At 36.9% G+C, this 18424-nt stretch carries 15 protein-coding genes; all 15 read left to right on the forward strand.

Features of this window, described 5'->3' with window-relative positions:
• The first annotated feature begins 130 nt into the window (after positions 1-130).
• The 15 genes from CLHUN_RS02055 to CLHUN_RS02115 all read left to right on the forward strand — a co-directional run bounded on the left by CLHUN_RS02055 (position 131) and on the right by CLHUN_RS02115 (position 18423).
• Entirely contained in the window at positions 131-535 is a 405-nt protein-coding gene (locus tag CLHUN_RS02055; protein WP_080062902.1) for a (deoxy)nucleoside triphosphate pyrophosphohydrolase, read from the forward strand.
• Complete coding sequence (locus CLHUN_RS02060; RefSeq protein ID WP_080062903.1) at positions 532-3471, forward strand: DEAD/DEAH box helicase; 2940 nt, start codon at positions 532-534, stop codon at positions 3469-3471. Before CLHUN_RS02055 ends, CLHUN_RS02060 begins: the two co-directional genes overlap by 4 nt.
• Positions 3472-3490: 19 nt before the next feature.
• Positions 3491-4168: a RadC family protein gene (gene radC / locus CLHUN_RS02065; RefSeq protein ID WP_080062904.1), complete on the forward strand. Its 678-nt coding sequence runs from the start codon at positions 3491-3493 to the stop codon at positions 4166-4168.
• A 210-nt stretch (positions 4169-4378) separates the two neighbouring features.
• The gene (locus CLHUN_RS02070; RefSeq protein ID WP_080062905.1) at positions 4379-4693 is read left to right on the forward strand and encodes a nucleotide pyrophosphohydrolase; all 315 of its coding nucleotides are present in this window, start codon (positions 4379-4381) and stop codon (positions 4691-4693) included.
• Between the two features lie 139 nt (positions 4694-4832).
• Positions 4833-5084: a hypothetical protein gene (locus CLHUN_RS22460; protein ID WP_242656411.1), complete on the forward strand. Its 252-nt coding sequence runs from the start codon at positions 4833-4835 to the stop codon at positions 5082-5084.
• A 28-nt stretch (positions 5085-5112) separates the two neighbouring features.
• On the forward strand, positions 5113-6123 hold the full coding sequence (locus CLHUN_RS02075) for a DUF2075 domain-containing protein (protein ID WP_242656419.1): 1011 nt from the start codon (positions 5113-5115) through the stop codon (positions 6121-6123).
• Positions 6124-6163: 40 nt separating this feature from the next.
• Positions 6164-6541, forward strand: a complete 378-nt coding sequence (locus tag CLHUN_RS02080; protein ID WP_117387013.1) for an HIT family protein — start codon at positions 6164-6166, stop codon at positions 6539-6541.
• 15 nt (positions 6542-6556) lie between these two features.
• Complete coding sequence (locus tag CLHUN_RS22765) at positions 6557-7324, forward strand: phospholipase D-like domain-containing protein (protein WP_340148316.1); 768 nt, start codon at positions 6557-6559, stop codon at positions 7322-7324.
• Positions 7324-9093 carry a DEAD/DEAH box helicase gene (locus CLHUN_RS02085; RefSeq protein WP_340148317.1) on the forward strand — a complete coding sequence of 590 codons (1770 nt, stop codon included), beginning with the start codon at positions 7324-7326 and terminating at the stop codon, positions 9091-9093. The genes CLHUN_RS22765 and CLHUN_RS02085 overlap by 1 nt, the downstream gene beginning before the upstream one ends.
• A 58-nt stretch (positions 9094-9151) precedes the next feature.
• The gene (locus CLHUN_RS02090) at positions 9152-9499 is read left to right on the forward strand and encodes a nucleoside triphosphate pyrophosphohydrolase (protein WP_080062907.1); all 348 of its coding nucleotides are present in this window, start codon (positions 9152-9154) and stop codon (positions 9497-9499) included.
• Positions 9500-10107: 608 nt separating this feature from the next.
• Entirely contained in the window at positions 10108-11145 is a 1038-nt protein-coding gene (locus CLHUN_RS02095) for a BtrH N-terminal domain-containing protein (protein ID WP_080062908.1), read from the forward strand.
• Between the two features lie 1257 nt (positions 11146-12402).
• Positions 12403-13782 (forward strand): radical SAM/SPASM domain-containing protein, encoded by a 1380-nt coding sequence (locus CLHUN_RS02100; RefSeq protein WP_165755628.1) that lies wholly within the window; start codon positions 12403-12405, stop codon positions 13780-13782.
• 45 nt (positions 13783-13827) lie between these two features.
• Positions 13828-15045 carry a zinc metalloprotease gene (locus tag CLHUN_RS02105; protein WP_080062910.1) on the forward strand — a complete coding sequence of 406 codons (1218 nt, stop codon included), beginning with the start codon at positions 13828-13830 and terminating at the stop codon, positions 15043-15045.
• A 142-nt stretch (positions 15046-15187) separates the two neighbouring features.
• Positions 15188-15871: an ABC transporter ATP-binding protein gene (locus tag CLHUN_RS02110; RefSeq protein ID WP_080062911.1), complete on the forward strand. Its 684-nt coding sequence runs from the start codon at positions 15188-15190 to the stop codon at positions 15869-15871.
• Between the two features lie 41 nt (positions 15872-15912).
• Positions 15913-18423, forward strand: coding sequence for an FtsX-like permease family protein (locus CLHUN_RS02115; RefSeq protein ID WP_080062912.1), 2511 nt, complete (start codon positions 15913-15915; stop codon positions 18421-18423).
• The last annotated feature ends 1 nt before the right edge of the window (position 18424 follow it).

Raw genomic sequence — 18424 nt, forward strand, 5'->3', positions numbered from 1 at the left:
CGTGAATTTTATTTCTATAAAGAACTTTTTTATTACCTTTTATAAGTGGAGGTTAAAATAGGCATATATTTTTATCCCATTAGAGTGGTATAATAAGTAAAAACGAGTGATAAAGCCATAGGTGATGAATATGAGCCATTTAGAGGTTGTAGCAGCAATAATAATAAACAATGATGAAATATTATGTATGCAGCGTAATAGAGCTAAGTATGATTATGTTTCCTTTAAATATGAATTTCCAGGTGGGAAGCTTGAGCCAGGGGAAAGCAGGGAACAAGCCTTAATGCGGGAATTATCCGAGGAGATGGATTTGGACATAATTGTTACTCCAAAGGATTTTTTTATGACTGTAGAACATACATATCCGGACTTTTCCATTACTATGCACAGTTTTATTTGTAAAATGAATAACAAAACCTTCACAAGAAGGGAACATATTTCACATACCTGGCTTAAACCCAAGGAGCTTGAAACCATAGATTGGGCTGCAGCAGATTTGCCTATTGTGAAGAAGCTTAGGGAGGTTATGCCTTGAGTATCCAAAAAAATCTGGCAAGGAGTTTACATACTGGTCTTTTCGATTATCATAAGTTTTCTCTGGAAGAATATCGCCCCTCTCTGCTTATAAATAACTATAAGTCAGGTCAAAAAGTTTTAACCAGCATCGTAAACGAGTTAAATAAATGTGAGGAGTTTTTCTTTTCAACAGCCTTTATAACCAACAGTGGTGTTGCCTCTCTGATTAATGTACTGAAGGAACTTGAAGATAAAGGTGTAAAAGGGAAGATAATTGCATCTCAGTATCAAAACTTTACAGAGCCTATTGCATTAAAGCGGCTTATTAGTTTAAAAAATATTGAAGTAAAAATAGTGGTTGAAAATAATCATCATACAAAAGGCTACATATTTAAACGAGATGATATATTCACTATAATAGTCGGTAGTAGTAACTTAACACAAGATGCACTTAGCTATAATAAAGAATGGAATATAAAAGTTACATCACTGAGTGAAGGCTCTCTTTTACAGCAGACAATGAGAGAATTTAACTACACCTTTGATAATGCTGTGACTGTTACGGATGAATGGATAGATGAATATCAGAAAATATATCAAGAACGGACATACAAAGATAATACAAATGTAATTGTAAAAAAACGCGTCGCTGGTACAGAAGCAGGATATTTCATAGATAACCAGGAAAATATTGAGCCTTCCATGTTCTATAAGATATCCCCCAATAAAATGCAAATAGAAGCTTTAGCCTGTATTAATAACCTTAGAGATAATGGAAAAGACAAGGCTTTAATTATTTCTGCAACCGGTACTGGAAAAACATATTTATCAGCCTTTGATGCTAAAATATTTAAACCTGCAAAGCTGTTATTTGTAGTACATAGGGAAAATATAGCAAATAAAGCAATGGAAAGCTATCGGAAGGTATTTGGCAATAGCGTTTCCATGGGTCTTTTAAGCGGTAATTCAAAGGACTTTGAATCAGATTTTTTATTTTGCACAATACAAACCTTATCAAAAGATAATATAATGAAAACATTCGCGCAGGATTATTTTGACTATATTATCATTGATGAGGCGCACCGTTCAGGTGCCAATTCCTATCAAAATATAATAGGGTATTTTAAACCAAGGTTCTTATTAGGTATGACTGCTACACCTGAAAGAATGGATGGTTATGATATATTTAAAGCATTTGACCACAACATAGCTTATGAGATTAGGTTAAATAAAGCTTTGGAAGAAAATATGCTCTGTACATTTCATTACTACGGAATAAGTGACATTAAGATCAATGGACAGTTAATTAATGAAAATGCGGACTTCAACGCATTAACGTCTAATGAGAGAGTTGAACGGATAATAGAAAAATCGGAGTTTTATGGGTGCGACCAAGGAAGAGTAAAAGGTCTTATTTTTTGCAGCAGAGTTGAAGAGGCAAGAGAATTGTCAAAACAATTTAATCAACGAGGCTATAAAACAATAGCTCTTGATGGCAGCAGCAGTGAAGAACAAAGAGAGATTGCGATTAAGCAGTTAGAAGAAGATAATATTTCAGGGGAATATTTGGATTATATTTTTACTGTTGATATATTTAATGAGGGAGTAGATATACCATCTGTTAATCAAATAATTATGCTAAGACCAACCCAATCGGCTATTATATTTGTACAGCAGTTGGGACGTGGACTCAGGAAAAACAGAAATAAGGAGTATCTTGTAGTTATTGATTTCATAGGTAATTATTCAAATAACTATTTAATTCCGATTGCTTTATTTGGAGATAATTCATATAACAAGGATACCCTGAGAAAATTGATTAATAGCGGCAACAGTTTTATTCCAGGGTCATCCACTGTCAATTTTGACTATATTACCAAACAGAGGATTTTTGAAGCTATAAATACTGCCACATTGAATTCAAAAAAAGATCTTTTCAAAGAATACAATTTATTAAAGTATAAATTGGGTAAAATGCCTTTAATGATGGATTTTATTGAACATGGAAGCCGTGACCCATATGCATTTGTTGAATATTCAGATTCCTATTTCAATTTTGTCAGCAAGTATGATGAAAATTTTAAAGAAGATTTATCTGTCAGTGAAAGAGGATATCTTGAATTTTATTCTAAAGAGATAGGTAATGGAAAGCGTATAGAAGACATTATTATTTTGGAAGAAGTTATAAGCAACAATAAAGTGTCAATTGAAAGCATCAAGCAAAAAATACTTACTGATTTCTCATATCTTCCTTCGGATGAAACAATTGAGTCATCAATAAACAGCTTGAATTGCCAATTTGTTAAAAAACAGGATTTTAATAAGTATAATAGACCTTATAGCATTGACGTAATAAATGGCACCATTAAAATAAGTGATAAACTTGAAAGCGTACTGAAAAGACCTGTATTTAAGACTTTCTTAAACGATATTATCAGTTATGGTAAAACTGCTTTTAGTTCAGATTATAGTAAAGAGAACTTTATTGATGGCTTTAAGCTATATCAAAAATACAGCAGGAAGGATGCTTGTCGTATTCTTAATTGGGCGAGTGACCAATCATCCACTGTTTATGGATATAGAATTAAAAACAATACATGCCCGATTTTTGTTACTTACAATAAAAGTGAACATATTAGTGAAAGCACAAAATACAAAGAGGATTTTATTAATAGGCAGCAATTTAGTTGGATGACCAGGCCAAGAGTCAAAATGGATTCCAGAGAGACTATAGAATTACAGAATTGTGAAAATACTGGGCTGAGGATATTACTATTTGTAAAGAAAAGTGATAGCGAGGGTTCTGATTTTTATTATATGGGGGACGTAATTCCCTGTGAATTCAAACAGACAACTACCAAAGATGGCCATGGCAAAGTTCTTCCAATAGTTAACATTGTGTATAAATTGAAACAGCAGGTAGAAGAAAAAATGTTTGAATACATAACGAATTAGTAAGAGTAATGAGGTTTTTATGGAAAAGAATGTACACCAGGGCCACAGGCAAAGAGTTAAAACACGATTTTTAACAGAGGGTTTGGATGGATTTGAGGATCATCAAGTGCTGGAAATGCTCCTTTTCTTCTGCATACCAATGAAAGATACCAATGACCTTGCACACAAAATGATTAATGAATTCGGTTCTTTAGCAGGCTTATTTGAAGCTGATCCCAAAGATATCTGCAAAAGATGTGGAGTCAGTGAAAACACTGCTGTACTTGTCTCCTTTATACCGTCTTTATCAAGAAGGTACTTTAATAGGAAATGGGGGGACAAGCCTGTTTTGAACAGTTCATCAAAAGCCGGGGAATATTCAGTTTCTCTCTTCGCCGGAAGAACTTATGAGGTGTTTTTTGTTATATGTCTGGATTCACAAAACAGAGTCAATTATGCAGCTTTGGTTCATGAAGGAACTATCAATGAATCCCCGGTTTATCCGAGATTAATTGTTGAAACGGTACTGCGGCATCAGGCAAATAGTGTTATTCTGGCACACAATCATCCTGGAGGAAGTCTTCAGCCTTCTCAGGATGATATCGCGATTACTAAGAAAATAACATCGGCTCTTGAACCGATTTCTGTAAAGGTAATGGATCATATTATTGTTGCTGGAGATAAGTATATGAGTTTTAAAGAAAGGAACCTGATTTAGCAGGTCCCTTATATATTTTGAACAATGTCAGCAGTTCCCCACCTCTTAGGTAGCGGGTTTCCAGGTAAAGCTGTCAGTGGTGAGCTGCAATCTTCCATTGACGTTGTTCAAACACCGCGCGAAAGCGGGGTGCGCAGACGTAGTCTGCGGAGCCGTAGCCGAATCCATTTCGGCGTAGGCGATATATTAAATTGAATGGAGTTGAACAATTTGGAAGAGCTTATAAAAAGAATTTTATCATTCAGAGACCAGCGAGACTGGAAACAGTTCCATACGCCTGAGAATTTGTCCAAGTCAATCATGATTGAGGCAGCGGAATTATTGGAGAATTTTCAGTGGGATAACAACTTCGATAAAGAAAAGGTGATGGAAGAGCTTGCAGATATAATGATATATTGCGTCTTAATGGCTGATTCGGTGAATGTTGATATTATAAAGATTATGGAAGATAAGCTGAGGAAGAATTCAGAGAAATATCCCATAGAAAAGGCAAAGGGTAACAGCAGGAAATATACAGAATTCTGATAAAGTGTGAAAAGTTGAAGGGGATCGGAATATATTTCAAGGGAGGTGCCGAGCCATGCCGTTTTTTCAAGATATTTTGAACTAACTATGGGGCATGGGCATGAATATGATTGTCTATGAGGCTACTAAGCAAGAGTTTATGGATCATGTAGAAAGAGACGAAATAGCGGTAAAGATATATGCATCTTATAAAGATAAGATTGGACGTACAGCAGAAAGCGAAATAAATTCGTGGAACAATTCAATGAATTATATGTATAAGGTGCTTAATACACCAGCAATACCTTCGGAATCCGGTATTGCAATTGAATATAAGATTCCTGCATCATCCAGAAGAATAGATTTTATCTTATCGGGTCTGGACGAAGCAGACAGGAATAACAAAAAATAGTGCTCCACGAGAAGTTTATTCTCGGAAACTGCAGGATGACTATAAAAAGTCATATATTGACAATCTGTTTAAAGGATCTGGCGTTTATTACGAATCAGATAAAAACGAGTTTGATGTACTGATTGTTGATGAAGCTCACCGCCTGGGTGAGAAATCGGGTTTATTTAAAAATAAGGGAGAAAATCAAACGAAGGAAATAATAAATGCGTCTAAGTTTTCAATATTCTTTATTGATGAATACCAGAAGATTAGTATAAGTGACGATGGTAATAAGCAGGACATTATCAATTTTGCTCACTTGAATAAAGCTGATGTCGTTGAAATGAAGCTTGAATCTCAATTCAGATGTAATGGATCGGATGGATACCTCTCGTGGCTTGATGATGTACTGGAGATTGGTAATACAGCAAACTTTGATGGATTCGAGTTTGATTATGAATTTAAGGTTGTTGATAATCCAAATGAATTAAGGGAATTAATTGAGGAGAAAAATAAAATTAACAATAAAGCGAGAGTCGTTGCCGGGTACTGTTGGAACTGGATAACAGAGGGCAAAAGCGATAGCGCAGTTTTCGACATATCCATTGAAAAGTATAACTTTAAAATGAGTTGGAATTTAAGCAATACTACGTGGGCTATTGCTGGGGATTCAATTAACCAGGCGGGGTGCATACATACTTCACAGGGGCTTGAATTCGATTATGTAGGAGTTATTATAGGAAATGATATTAGATATGACGGGAGAAGGATTATTACTGATTTTACAAAAAGGGCAAAAACAGATAAATCTTTAAGCGGCATAAAAAAGATGTATAGGGAAAACAGGGAAAATGCATTGAAAGTAGCCGATCAGATCATAAAAAATACATATAGGACTCTTATGTCGAGAGGACAAAAAGGTTGTTATGTATATTGCGTTGATGAAAGGTTACAGGATTACTTAAAAGAAAGACTAAATAAATTTTATAAACCCGTGGAATACTCTTGTGCCCCACAAGATAGGGATAAGGCGGCGGAAGATAATTCGGAACTTATATGAATTTTTATTTTCTGACTGCTATTCAGAGGAAGGGTAATTGATGTCTTGTATTTTTTGTGATTATATTAATGATAAGAACTATTTAATGGAAAATGAACTTGCTGTAGCAATATATGATAAATTTCCGGTTAATAAGGGACATGTACTTATAATACCTAAAAGGCATTATGCAAGCTACTTTGATGCAACACAGGATGAAATAATCGCCTTCAATGATTTGACCAAAAAAGTTAAAGCGTTACTTGATAGTAATCTGAAGCCTGATGGATATAATATTGGGATTAACATAGGGGAAGCTGCCGGGCAGACTATTTTCCATCTCCATGTTCATGTTATTCCCCGGTATTACGGGGATGTTGACAATCCCAGAGGTGGTATCAGAAAATTAAAAAAACCTCTTGTGGAGTATGATGGATAGGAAGGAACTAAATAAATGGTAGAATATTCATCTTTACATAGTTATAATAAAAATTGTGTTACAGGTGATAGCGATCACTTGTATAAACGCCTTAAAGAGTCTATTTTAAAGGCAAATAAAATTGATATTATTGTTGCTTTTCTGATGGAATCAGGTGTACGGCTTCTGGAGGAAGATTTTAAGGAGGCTGTTGATAAAGGTACGGTTTTAAGGATTTTATGCGGCAACTATTTGAACATTACCCAACCTCAAGCTCTTTATCTTCTCAAGGATACTTTAGGAGATAAGATTGATTTGCGCTTTTATAATGTACCCAATAAATCTTTTCATCCAAAAGCATATATTTTTGAATATGAAAATAGCAGTGAAATCTATATAGGTTCATCAAATGTCTCCCGCTCGGCATTAACCAGTGGAATTGAATGGAACTATCGGATTTCCTCTGAAACAAATCCGGAAGACTGTTCTCATTTTAAGGATACATTTGAGGATTTATTTCTTAATCAATCTATTATAGTTGATGATAATGAGATGCGAAAGTATTCGAAGAGGTGGAAGAGGCCGAAGCTGTTTGAGGACTTGGAGCGGATTGAAGACGGCGAACAAGATGATAGAGGCTTAATTAAATCAAAGACTGCTGAACTGCTGCCGGATTATGCAGTTGACACTCATGAGCGGGAACAATGCCTGATACTAGATTATCCACGTCCTATAGGCCCTCAAATTGAGGCTTTATATGAGCTTAAAAAATCACGGCTGGAGGGGGCTGGGATAAAGGCATAGTGGTTGCAGCTACCGGAGTAGGTAAAACCTTTCTGGCGGCTTTTGATTCAAAGGAATTCAATAAGATTCTTTTTGTAGCTCATAGAGAGGAAATATTAGGACAGGCAGAAAGAACCTTTAAATGTGTAAGATCTGAAAAGTCAATCGGTTATTTCAGCGGAGAAAGAAAAGACAGAGAGTGCGAGATATTACTTGCTACAGTTCAAACTATAGGCCGCAAGGAATATCTCAATGAAGAATATTTTGCAATACACCGGTTTGACTATATTGTTATAGATGAGTTTCACCATGCGGTAGCTGACAGCTATAAAAATATTATTGAGTATTTCAGGCCCGGGTTTCTGCTTGGACTTACTGCTACACCGGAAAGGCTTGACAGTCAGGATGTGTTTGCTTTATGTGATTATAACCTTGTATATGAAGTCAGGCTGAAGGAAGCTATAAATAAGGGCTGGCTTGTACCTTTCAGATATTATGGCGTTTATGATGAAACAGATTATAGCAGGATAGACTATAGAAATGGCAGGTATGATGGGAAACAACTGGAGCAATTGCTAAATATAAATAAGCGGGCTGACCTGATATCGCAAAACTATCTGAAATACAATAGCAGAAGGGCTTTGGGGTTTTGCTCAAGCAGAGGCCATGCTGTTTTTATGGCTGAATATTTTATGAGCCATGGTGTAAAAGCTTGTGCTGTAATCAGTCATAATACAGAGGAGTGCCAGGAGGCATTATGTATTATGAGCAGGAAGGAAGCTATAGAGAAATTAAGGAGTTCTGAAATTAAAGTTATATTTTCTGTGGACATGTTTAATGAAGGACTGGATGTTCCTGAAGTTGATATGGTTATGTTTCTGAGACCCACAGAATCACCTACTGTTTTTCTGCAGCAGTTGGGAAGAGGCCTGCGCAGAAAAGGTGATAAAAAGTATGTGAATGTGCTGGATTTTATCGGTAACTATAAAAAAGCAAATCTTATTCCGTTCTTTCTTTCCGGGGATGTGAAAAACCTTGTGAGAAAGAGCAGTCAAACCAATGTACTTAGCAGCGTTGAATATCCAGATGGTTGCTTTGTTGACTTTGACTTCAGATTGATTGATCTCTTTAAACGCATGGCAGGTCAGCGGAAAGAATTATTTGAAAAAATCAGGGAGGAATATTTCAGGATTAAAGAGAATATCAGTGACAGACCCTTGAGACTTTCAATGTACACATATATGGATGAAAGCATATATTCTGCAATTAGCACCAGAAGGGATTTAAACATCTTTAAAGATTATATTTCCTTCCTTAATAAGATTGGAGAACTTTCAGAGAATGAAAAGGCATTGATGGGCACCAAGGCTCATGAGTTTCTTAAGAATATTGAAAATACTGATATGACCAAAATGTATAAGATGCCTCTTCTTTCGGCTTTTTATATTAATGGTAAAATGAGGCTTACCATTAATGAGCAAGACATATATGAAAGCTTTAAGGAGTTTTACTCTCATGGATCAAACGCTGTTGATTTGTTAAAGGATAACAGTACCCGTAATTACAAAGCTTGGGACAAAAAGGAATATGTAGAGCTGGCCCGAAGGAATCCAATAAACGCTTTTTTGAGATCTTCCGCTGAATTCTTTTATAAAGAAGATAAGAACTTCTGCCTGAATCCAGAACTTAAAGAGTATATAGATAACCCGGCATTTGTCAAGCATTTTAAAGACATTGTGGACTACAGAACCAGAAAGTTCTATAGGGAAAGGCTTGAAAAAACGCTTTGAAGAGAATGAAAGATGAGTTGCTTCATAAATTAAAGACCAGTAATTAGGAGTGATTAAAATGGAAAATAATAATTCTATAAAGTATGATAAATTAATCCGTGACAAAATTCCTGAAATAGTAGAGTCTAAAGGTAGCAAGGCCATAGTTGAGCTTCTGGATGCCAGAAATTATGAGAAGTATTTGGACATAAAGCTTGGTGAGGAATTAAAGGAATATTTGGAAGATGGAAGTGTAGAGGAACTTGCCGATCTGGTTGAAGTAGTATATGCTTTGCTTGACTGTAAAGGGGTATCTCTTGAAGAGTTCGAAAAAATAAGGATTGCTAAAGTTGAGGAGAGAGGGGCTTTTAAAAAGAGGCTTTTGTTGAAGGAAATAATAGGTAAAGCAGATAAAAAAAGAGGCTGAGTAAAATTAAGAGTACTTCGTCCACTTCTTTGTTTGGGAGAAGACTTGCACAAAGTAAAAGTATTCTAAAATTTCTATAAAAGATAAAAGGTAAGGAGTATCGCTAGCTGCTATTTAAGTAGTTTTGCGACACTCCTTTTTTGAATTTTATACAGAACTGCACGGTATTCAGTTTCAATATATTAACGAGTATTAAAGGGCTTGATAAAAGTGAGTTTTCATGTACTACTCTTTCATGGATGTCCGTTTTTTCTTCTTAAGTGTAAATCTCCCACACAAATACGCTGAGCTTTTAAACAAATAGGAAATATTATGAAATACGCATTATAAAAGCTTTATTATCTTAATTGTAAGATAAATCAAATTAAAAACCACTTAAATATTATCAATAGTCAATAAGTTGACTTGAAAGATTAATTAAGAAACAAATTGAAAGGAGATGTTCAGTATGGAAGACATTATTTTTGAGGAAATATTTTTAGAGGATATTTCTAATTCTGAGGCAAACGGTTTTTCTTTAGGTTTTGGCTGCGGAGACAGTGGGCTGGGATTTGGCTGCTAAAAGATTATTAAGGCTAAGATGCAATAGAAAGACAAGGAGAGATCATATGGGGAATTCAAAGATGATTTTTAACCACGAGATAGGAAAAGCAGACTGCCGCACTCAATGTATAAGAGATATTGTTGAATTCTACGGACTGAAGTTGTCAATACCAATGAGCTTCGGGCTGGGAGAAGGACTTGGGATAGATTACTGGTTAGAACGTGAAACAAAGGTCCCGTTTATGGTTCTCAACGGAAGAAAACTTCAAACCGAATACAATCTCTGCAGAAATATAGGACTTAAAATTATGTGTTTCAAAGAACCTGACAATGCGGCAGCCGAGGAGATATTAAAGCAAAGAGTCCTGAGTGGGCAACCCGTTATGCTGGACACAGACCGTTACTACCTTTCCTATATAGGTGACAGATTTGGAAAAACGCATTTCGGACACCATTCGGTTATTGCAGCGGACTACCGTGACAAGTGTTTTGGACTTTATGATTTCCTCTATCCCAATATGATATGGTGCCCCAGTACAGAATTGGCTCAGGCAAGAAGCTCGGATTGGAAACCCTTTACGCCTCAAAACAAATGGTATGAATTTTATTCCGAAAATATAAAATTGAGGCTTGAGTATCAGGACTTTGCTAAAAGCATAAAAAATGTATGCAGCAGGATGCTTTCGGATAATAAAAATACCGGGGTGAGCGGTATCAGGACATATGTCGATGAGATCAGCAGCTTTGAACCTCTGATTTCAGAAAGCAAAATGAGACATTATTTAAACCTTCAAATTAATTTTCTTGCAGCGTACATAGGCCAAATGGATGCAAGCGGAACAATGTCCCGGCAGATATATGCCGAATTTCTGGATGAGCTGGGAGATATGTTTGATATGCCTGAATACAGGAAAATATCGGAACAATTAAAAGATTTGGCACAGAACTGGAAGCAAATTGTAAGCTTTTTGAGTTCATCGAATGATCTGAAGGAAAAACTGCAATTCCTGAGGCATCAACTTTTAAAGATGGCCGACCTGGAGGCGGAATTTTTCTTGCAATTGATGAAATTTGCAGAAGACAGCGTAGTGCTGACTGCATAATGTCAAAAACAAATTTCTGGATAGAGCATGGCTAAGGATACTGAGAAGGGGGTGAAGGAAATGGATGAAAAGGAACTTCTAAATCTTTTGGATAAGATTGAAATATCTGAAATTGAAGAGCTTGAGGGTATGATGTCAGCAGCATCTGGTTGTGGCCATCTCATTGAATAAAAGGTGAATCGATCATAAGTGTTTGAATTTGTGTAAAGCTGTACTTTTAGCGGGTGCAGTTATATAAATTAAAATTTTATGTAATTACCGAAGGAGTTCAGGGTGAATTCCAAACAAGGAGAGGAGGTGTACCTGATGGACAATAAGAAAATACCTGTAGAAAACCTTATAGAAAAGGTTGATGTATCGGAAATCGACGAACTGGAGAGCACAGTAACTCCGGCATGCGGCGGCGGCTGTGGCGCAGGGTGTTAATGTAAGTCAAATAAAAAATATTTTATATGGAGGTCAAAAAACATGGATAACAAAAAAATACCTGTAGAGAACCTTATAGAAAAGGTTGACGTATCGGAAATCGACGAATTGGAGAGCACAGTAACTCCGGCATGCGGTGGCGGCTGCGGCGCAGGGTGTTAATGCAAGTCAAATAAAAAATATTTTATATGGAGGTCAAAAAACATGGATAACAAAAAAATACCTGTAGAGAACCTTATAGAAAAGGTTGACGTATCGGAAATCGACGAATTGGAGAGCACAGTAACTCCGGCATGCGGTGGCGGCTGCGGCGCAGGGTGTTAATGCAAGTCAAATAAAAAATATTTTATATGGAGGTCAAAAAACATGGATAACAAAAAAATACCTGTAGAGAACCTTATAGAAAAGGTTGACGTATCGGAAATCGACGAATTGGAGAGCACAGTAACTCCGGCATGCGGCGGCGGCTGCGGCGGAGGGTGTTAATGCAAGTCAAATAAAAAATATTTTATATGGAGGTCAAAAAACATGGATAACAAAAAAATACCTGTAGAGAACCTTATAGAAAAGGTTGACGTATCGGAAATCGACGAACTGGAGAGCACAGTAACTCCGGCATGCGGCGGAGGCTGCGGCGGAGGGTGTTAATGTTAGTGAATAACTTATAATATAGGTTCAAAAGGAGAGGGTAGCATCAGGAACAGACATTTATAAAAAAATCTCTTTCCTGCTTAAATTCGGTGAGCCAACCGCTTTCTGGATTTAAGCAGGAACCTTTATTAAACATAAAACTTATTTTACTTTTTAATTAAGTGAAGGATGGGAATTTGTATGCAAAATAGATATAAATTATTCAGGACAGATGACAAATATGTACTTTATGATATAGAGACCATGCATTTCTACCGCTTACCAAAGGAAACCGGAGAAAGGTTTTCTGCAATGGAGCCTGTTGAGATGGGAAATATCATATCTGAAAGACTCCCGGTGGAGGAACCCGCTAAAATTAGAAAAACAACAGAAGCAAAGGTTTGTAAAAGGCTGGTACTGGTTATTTCTCAAAAATGTAATCTTGCCTGCCGTTATTGTTATGCAGACGGCGGTGAATACCAGGAATTCAAACAGGCCTATATGACTAAAGAGACTGCGATGGCTGCAGTGGAATATTTTCTTGAGAAATTTCCGGAAGGTATTTCAAATATACAGTTCTTCGGGGGAGAGGCATTAATGAATTTTGATCTGATGGAGGAGGTGTGTTCCTGGGTTACCGAGACCTTTGAAAACAAAGGTTTGAAAAAGCCGAACTTCACTATTGTTACAAACGGAACTCTTATTGACCAGAGAGCTATAGATCTGTTTAATCAATACCAGTTTTCTGTGACCATAAGCCTTGATGGGGACAAGAAAATAAACGACACCAACAGGATATTCAAAACTGCCACAGGCAGTGTTCACGACAGCGTTGTTGATGCCATAGAGAGAATGAATGCCGAGAGAAAGTTCCCTCTTTTGGTAGAAATGACTGTTACCTCGGCTCAAGTAAAGGATTTTGAGAAGAGCGGCATGTACCCGAGAGTTATAGAATATATACATTCTTTGGGAGTTGACGGTATACACCTGGCTCCTGTTATAGACAGAAATAACAAAGAACTGTCTGCATGTGGCGGAGGCAGTTGTACCGATTCATTGAATAGCTTTTTTGATGCCTATGTCAAGTATGGAATTGATTCCTTGGCAACTTCAAAGCCAATAACTATTCCAAAAGTACTTGAAGCAGCAGATAGGCTGAAAAAGCATGAAAAGCGTGCAAATTTTTGTATAGCGGGAATTATAGATTTTTCAGTAAATACCTGTGGAGATATTTATCCGTGCTTTACTTTTATCGGGCATGAAGAATTTATTATGGGGAATGTATATAACCCTGCAGCGCAAGAAAGTTTCAACAGGGTTAAAACAATGGTAGCGGAAAATACGGTGGATAAAATCGACGATTGCAAAGATTGCTGGATAAAAGGCATTTGTACAAATTGTATAGGGGGTGCTTACTTGAATAATGGAGATATAAGCAAGCCGGTTACGGAAATGTGCGGTGTTGTCAGAGCAATGACTGAAAGGCTGGTGGTAGAATTGTCAACCGGTGGAATAAGCAAAAGGCTTCAAAAAAGGAATGCTGTTGAAAATGAAATGGTGCGGGTCAGTAATGCCGGATAACCGGAAATTAAAAGTATTCGTACCTGGATTGGAGTGGGATAAATATTGAAAAAGGATAAAACAGAGTACAGTAAAATACCTGAAGCTTTGGACCCCGATACTTACAAACCTAAAATATACAGGGACATAAGTGTCACAGTTCTATATGAAAAAAAAGAGGGCAATGAATACTGTATTGGCTCCGTGGAGAGGGATGCATACATCAAGGCCACGCAAAGCCAGGTAAATAATTTATGGAACTGTATTTCAATAATGAACGGAGCATTGACTATTACTGAGATTCAAGGCGAAATGGAGATGCAAGGGATAAAAGTTGACGTATACCAATTAGTGATGAAGCTTCTAAGAGTTGGTTTGCTGGAGGACGAAAATTACATGGGAAGGCCTTTTGACGAAGCCAGCAGACTTACATTTCCACTTTGTGCTGTTGACATAAAAAGATTGTCGGGATTAATTCAGCCCTTTTCTCGCATTATTGTTTCATGTGTACTTGTTCTGCTGGGACTGGGAATTGTTATTTTCTCGTATTTATTGCTGGAAAATAAGATATCTATTATAGAATTAATAAGATACAAAAATTCATATATAAAGAGTTTCATTTTTTCCAGCCTGCTGGCGATTCCTATTTTTATAACTCATGAATTTGCCCACGTAATTGTAGCCGGAAAGTATAAACTATATGCAGCTAAAATGAATTTCGCACTCTATTTCGGCTTTATACCAATGGCATATGTGAGAATTTCCGGGATATACACGCTTCCAAGGAATAAAAGAATAAAAATAATGTCTGCAGGAATAATTTGGAATATTACTTTGGGTATAACCTTGACTGTGGTGAGTTACCTGTTGAATATAGAGATATTAAAAGTTATTGCCTTGTCCAATTTCCAGATCGCGCTGGTAAATCTCTCCCCTTTTTCGCTATCGGATGGCTATTTCCTTATGTGCAATTTTATGAAAGTATCAAATCTGAGAATGAATTTTTTTAAAGCTGTTACCATGGGAAAGCAAGGAGGTGCTAAAGCTAAATATTCATTAATTACATGGGTTTACATAGCCTGTACTTCCATATTTATGGGAGTGATGAGTGTCACCTTTGGAAATTCATTGTTGCGAAAGATTATAAAATACAGGGTACTGCCGGAGATAGAACCTTCATCTGTTGTATTTACCATACTCCATATAACAGTAAGCATAATATGTATCATTCTTTGTTTCGTATTGGTACGTCTGCGCTTTAAGGTATTAAAAAAATCCTTCTAAAAGAAAACAATAATTATAACTTCTACATATATACCTGATGCTGAAAGGTTAAAGGTATTATATATATCACGACTTACCAGGCTCATGGCAGTACGTGAATTATAACATAAAATATGTGAGCGAGAAAGGTATGGTGCTAAATATGAATTATGCAATTAAAGTGCAAAACATGAGCAAGTCTTATAATAGTGGTATTTTGAAGATGGATATCCTCAAGGATATAAATCTGACCATTAAGCAGGGTGAATTTGTATCAGTTATGGGGCCTTCAGGGTCGGGGAAAAGCACACTCCTATACATTATGGGAGGGCTGGATAAGCCTACTGAAGGAAGTGTTGAAATCAACGGCAAGGAACTGTTCAAGATGAATGATGGTGAGCACAGCAGATTGAGGAGACGAAACATAGGCTTTGTATTCCAATTCTATAATCTTGTACCTAATCTGAATGTTGAGGACAATATAATGCTTCCCATACTTCTGGATGGAAAGAAAGTAAAGGAATACAGAAACAAGCTGGATGAAATATTAGAGACAGTCGGTCTGTCAGACAGAAGAAAACACACTCCCCGGGAATTATCAGGCGGACAGCAGCAGAGAGTTGCCATAGCCAGGGCTCTGATCAATGAGCCGGACATTATCCTGGCCGATGAGCCTATAGGTAATCTGGACAGTAAAACCGGTACGGAAGTGATGACGCTGCTCAAGAAAATCAACAAGGAAAAAGGTAAAACAATAGTCCAGGTTACACACTCAGATGAAGCTGCCGGTTATGGTGACAGAATTCTGAATGTTAAAGACGGATGTCTTTGCTCCAATGTTTTTTAAAGTAGAGTCCCAATGCGGTAATTTGTTAGGAGGTAAATAACATGAGGGTTTTTGTAAAATATATGCTTAAAAACGTATGCGAAAAAAAGATGCGTACTTTTCTGATTCTGATGTCAATTATTATGTCCACAGCTTTCTTTTTCTCGTCCGGGGCTATTTTTGACACAATGGTTAATATGCTGGGGGATAATGTTAAGAGCTTTTATGGTACGGCGGATATTGTAATACAGCCTGATGAGAATGTTCAGGATAATAAGGCCCCCGGTTTTTTTGATATCCGGTCCATAGAGCATAAAATGGACAAAGTTGATTATCTGGCAGGAATTATTACTGTCACAGCCAGGTGCCGGTTTAATAATCAGGATGTAAGGGATATAGCTATTATCGGAGCAAATCTTAACAGGTATCAAGAAATTAATACTGTCAGTTACATTGAAGAGGACGAAACTTCTCCTTTTGAAGGAGATAAGATTGTAATTAGCAGCAACACCGCGAAAGAGTACGGTTTGAAAACCGGTGACAAGCTGGAACTGTCCTTTAACGGCATTGAAAAAAGTTTTACCATAGCAGGTATTGCAGTTCCAAAGGGTCTATTCCTTAATGAGAGCAGCAATATCTATGCTCTGATTCCAATTGACGTATTATGGTCATTGAGCAACATAAAAGACAGCTACAATATGGCTTTCATAAAACTTAAAAATCCTGCCGACAAACCGCAGGTTTTAACTGAGCTTGGCAAGGATTATGAAAACTTTACTGTAAAGGAACCCTACACTCTTAAGGATATCGAGAACGATGCTAGCCAGATGTCCTCCACCTTTATGCTAATGACCATCGTGGTATCCATGATGAGTATTTTTATCATATTTACGTCCTTCAAGGTTGTAACTATTGAAAGAATACCTGTAATAGGTACCTTCAGGAGCATAGGGGCAACGAGAGGGATGACAAACCTGGTTTTGGCTGCGGAAAGTCTTATATATGGTTTGCTCGGGGGAGTTCTTGGCTGTGTACTTGGAACGGGAATTCTATATATCATGGCTGTCATTTCAAAACCATCGGGAATGGGAAATTATAAGCCTGAAATAGAGTTTTCGCTTGTGCAACTGGCCCTTTCACTCCTGTTTGCTGTGGGGTTGTCACTTGTAAGCTGTTTGATACCAATAAGCAAGGTATCCCGAATACCAATTAAAAATGTGGTATTGAATTTAATTGACAATAATAAAAAGAAATCACTATTGAGACCGTATATAGGGCTATTGATACTTGTTTTGGCATTTGTGATGCCTGTGGTGGCAAACAAACAGACGGCTTTCATTGCAGGAGCAGGTAGCCTGATTTTTGCCGTGGCGTCAGCAATATTACTGGTTCCCTATATAGTAATATTGTTTGTCAAATTATTCGGAGGTATATACGCTTTGACCGGTGCAAGCATTGGAAGCCTGGCTGTAAAGAACTTAAAGGACAATAAAAGCATTTTAACAAATATAAGCCTGTTGGCTATAGGAATAGCCAGTTTGCTGACTATTAATGCAATAAGTGAAAGTATAGTTAATGAGGTTCTCAACTACTATAAAAATGTAAATTACGATATCAATATATCAAAACTTTCCCAGGCTGACTCAAAAATCGAACAAGATATCAAACAGATCAGTAATGTCAGCCAGGTTTACTCAAACTACCTGAGCAGAAGCGTAGAGCTTTCAGACAGAAAAGGTGTAAAGCTGCCTATAATTCAAGGTGTCAAAAGCAGTGACTTCCAAGACTTCTGGAAACTGGATTTTCTGGGAGACGGGGAGCAAATGCTAAAAGTACTGGATAGCGGAAGAAATATAATTGTATCAACCTTTATCAGGGATAAACTGGCTCTGAAAGAAGGTGATATATTGACTCTTAAACTAAAGGGAGGGGACTTTAAGTACAAGGTTACAGGCTTTATAAATTACACCATGAATAATGGGAATTATGCACTGGCATCTGATAAATACCTTGTAGCCGATAACCAGTTGAAATTCTATTCCTCCATTTTTATTAAAACCTCAGGTAGTACCGAAGAGGTAATCAAGAAGCTCAAGGACAAATATGGCAGCAGCAATGCGTCTATTTCCTCTGTTGCTGAAATGCAGCGTAAGGACAGGCAAATGAATGAAAGTATATTTATCATCCTTAGAGGCTTTTCTATTATGGCTTTGCTAATAGGGCTGCTGGGTGTGGTAAACAATATTATAATCAATCTTATAGAGAGAAAACGGTCTATTGCTGTGATGAGGTCTATAGGCATGGATCGGAAACAAGTAAGAAAAATGCTGTTGACTGAAGCTGCCTTTGGTGGATTTATCGGAGGAGTTACAGGAGTATTTATAGGTTATGTAATGATATGGGGGGTACCTTATCTGATGAGTTCGATGGATATGCCTATGTCGGTCAAATATCCGTTTCCTTCACTGCCTGTTTATATAATTGCAGCAATAGCATGTACAATTATAGCCTCGATTACACCGGCTTTCAGTTCGTCGAAACTGAATCTTATTGAGGCCATAAAATATGAGTAGG

The sequence above is a fragment of the Ruminiclostridium hungatei genome, assembly GCF_002051585.1.
GTDB classification, from domain to species: Bacteria; Bacillota; Clostridia; order Acetivibrionales; family DSM-1351; genus Ruminiclostridium; species Ruminiclostridium hungatei.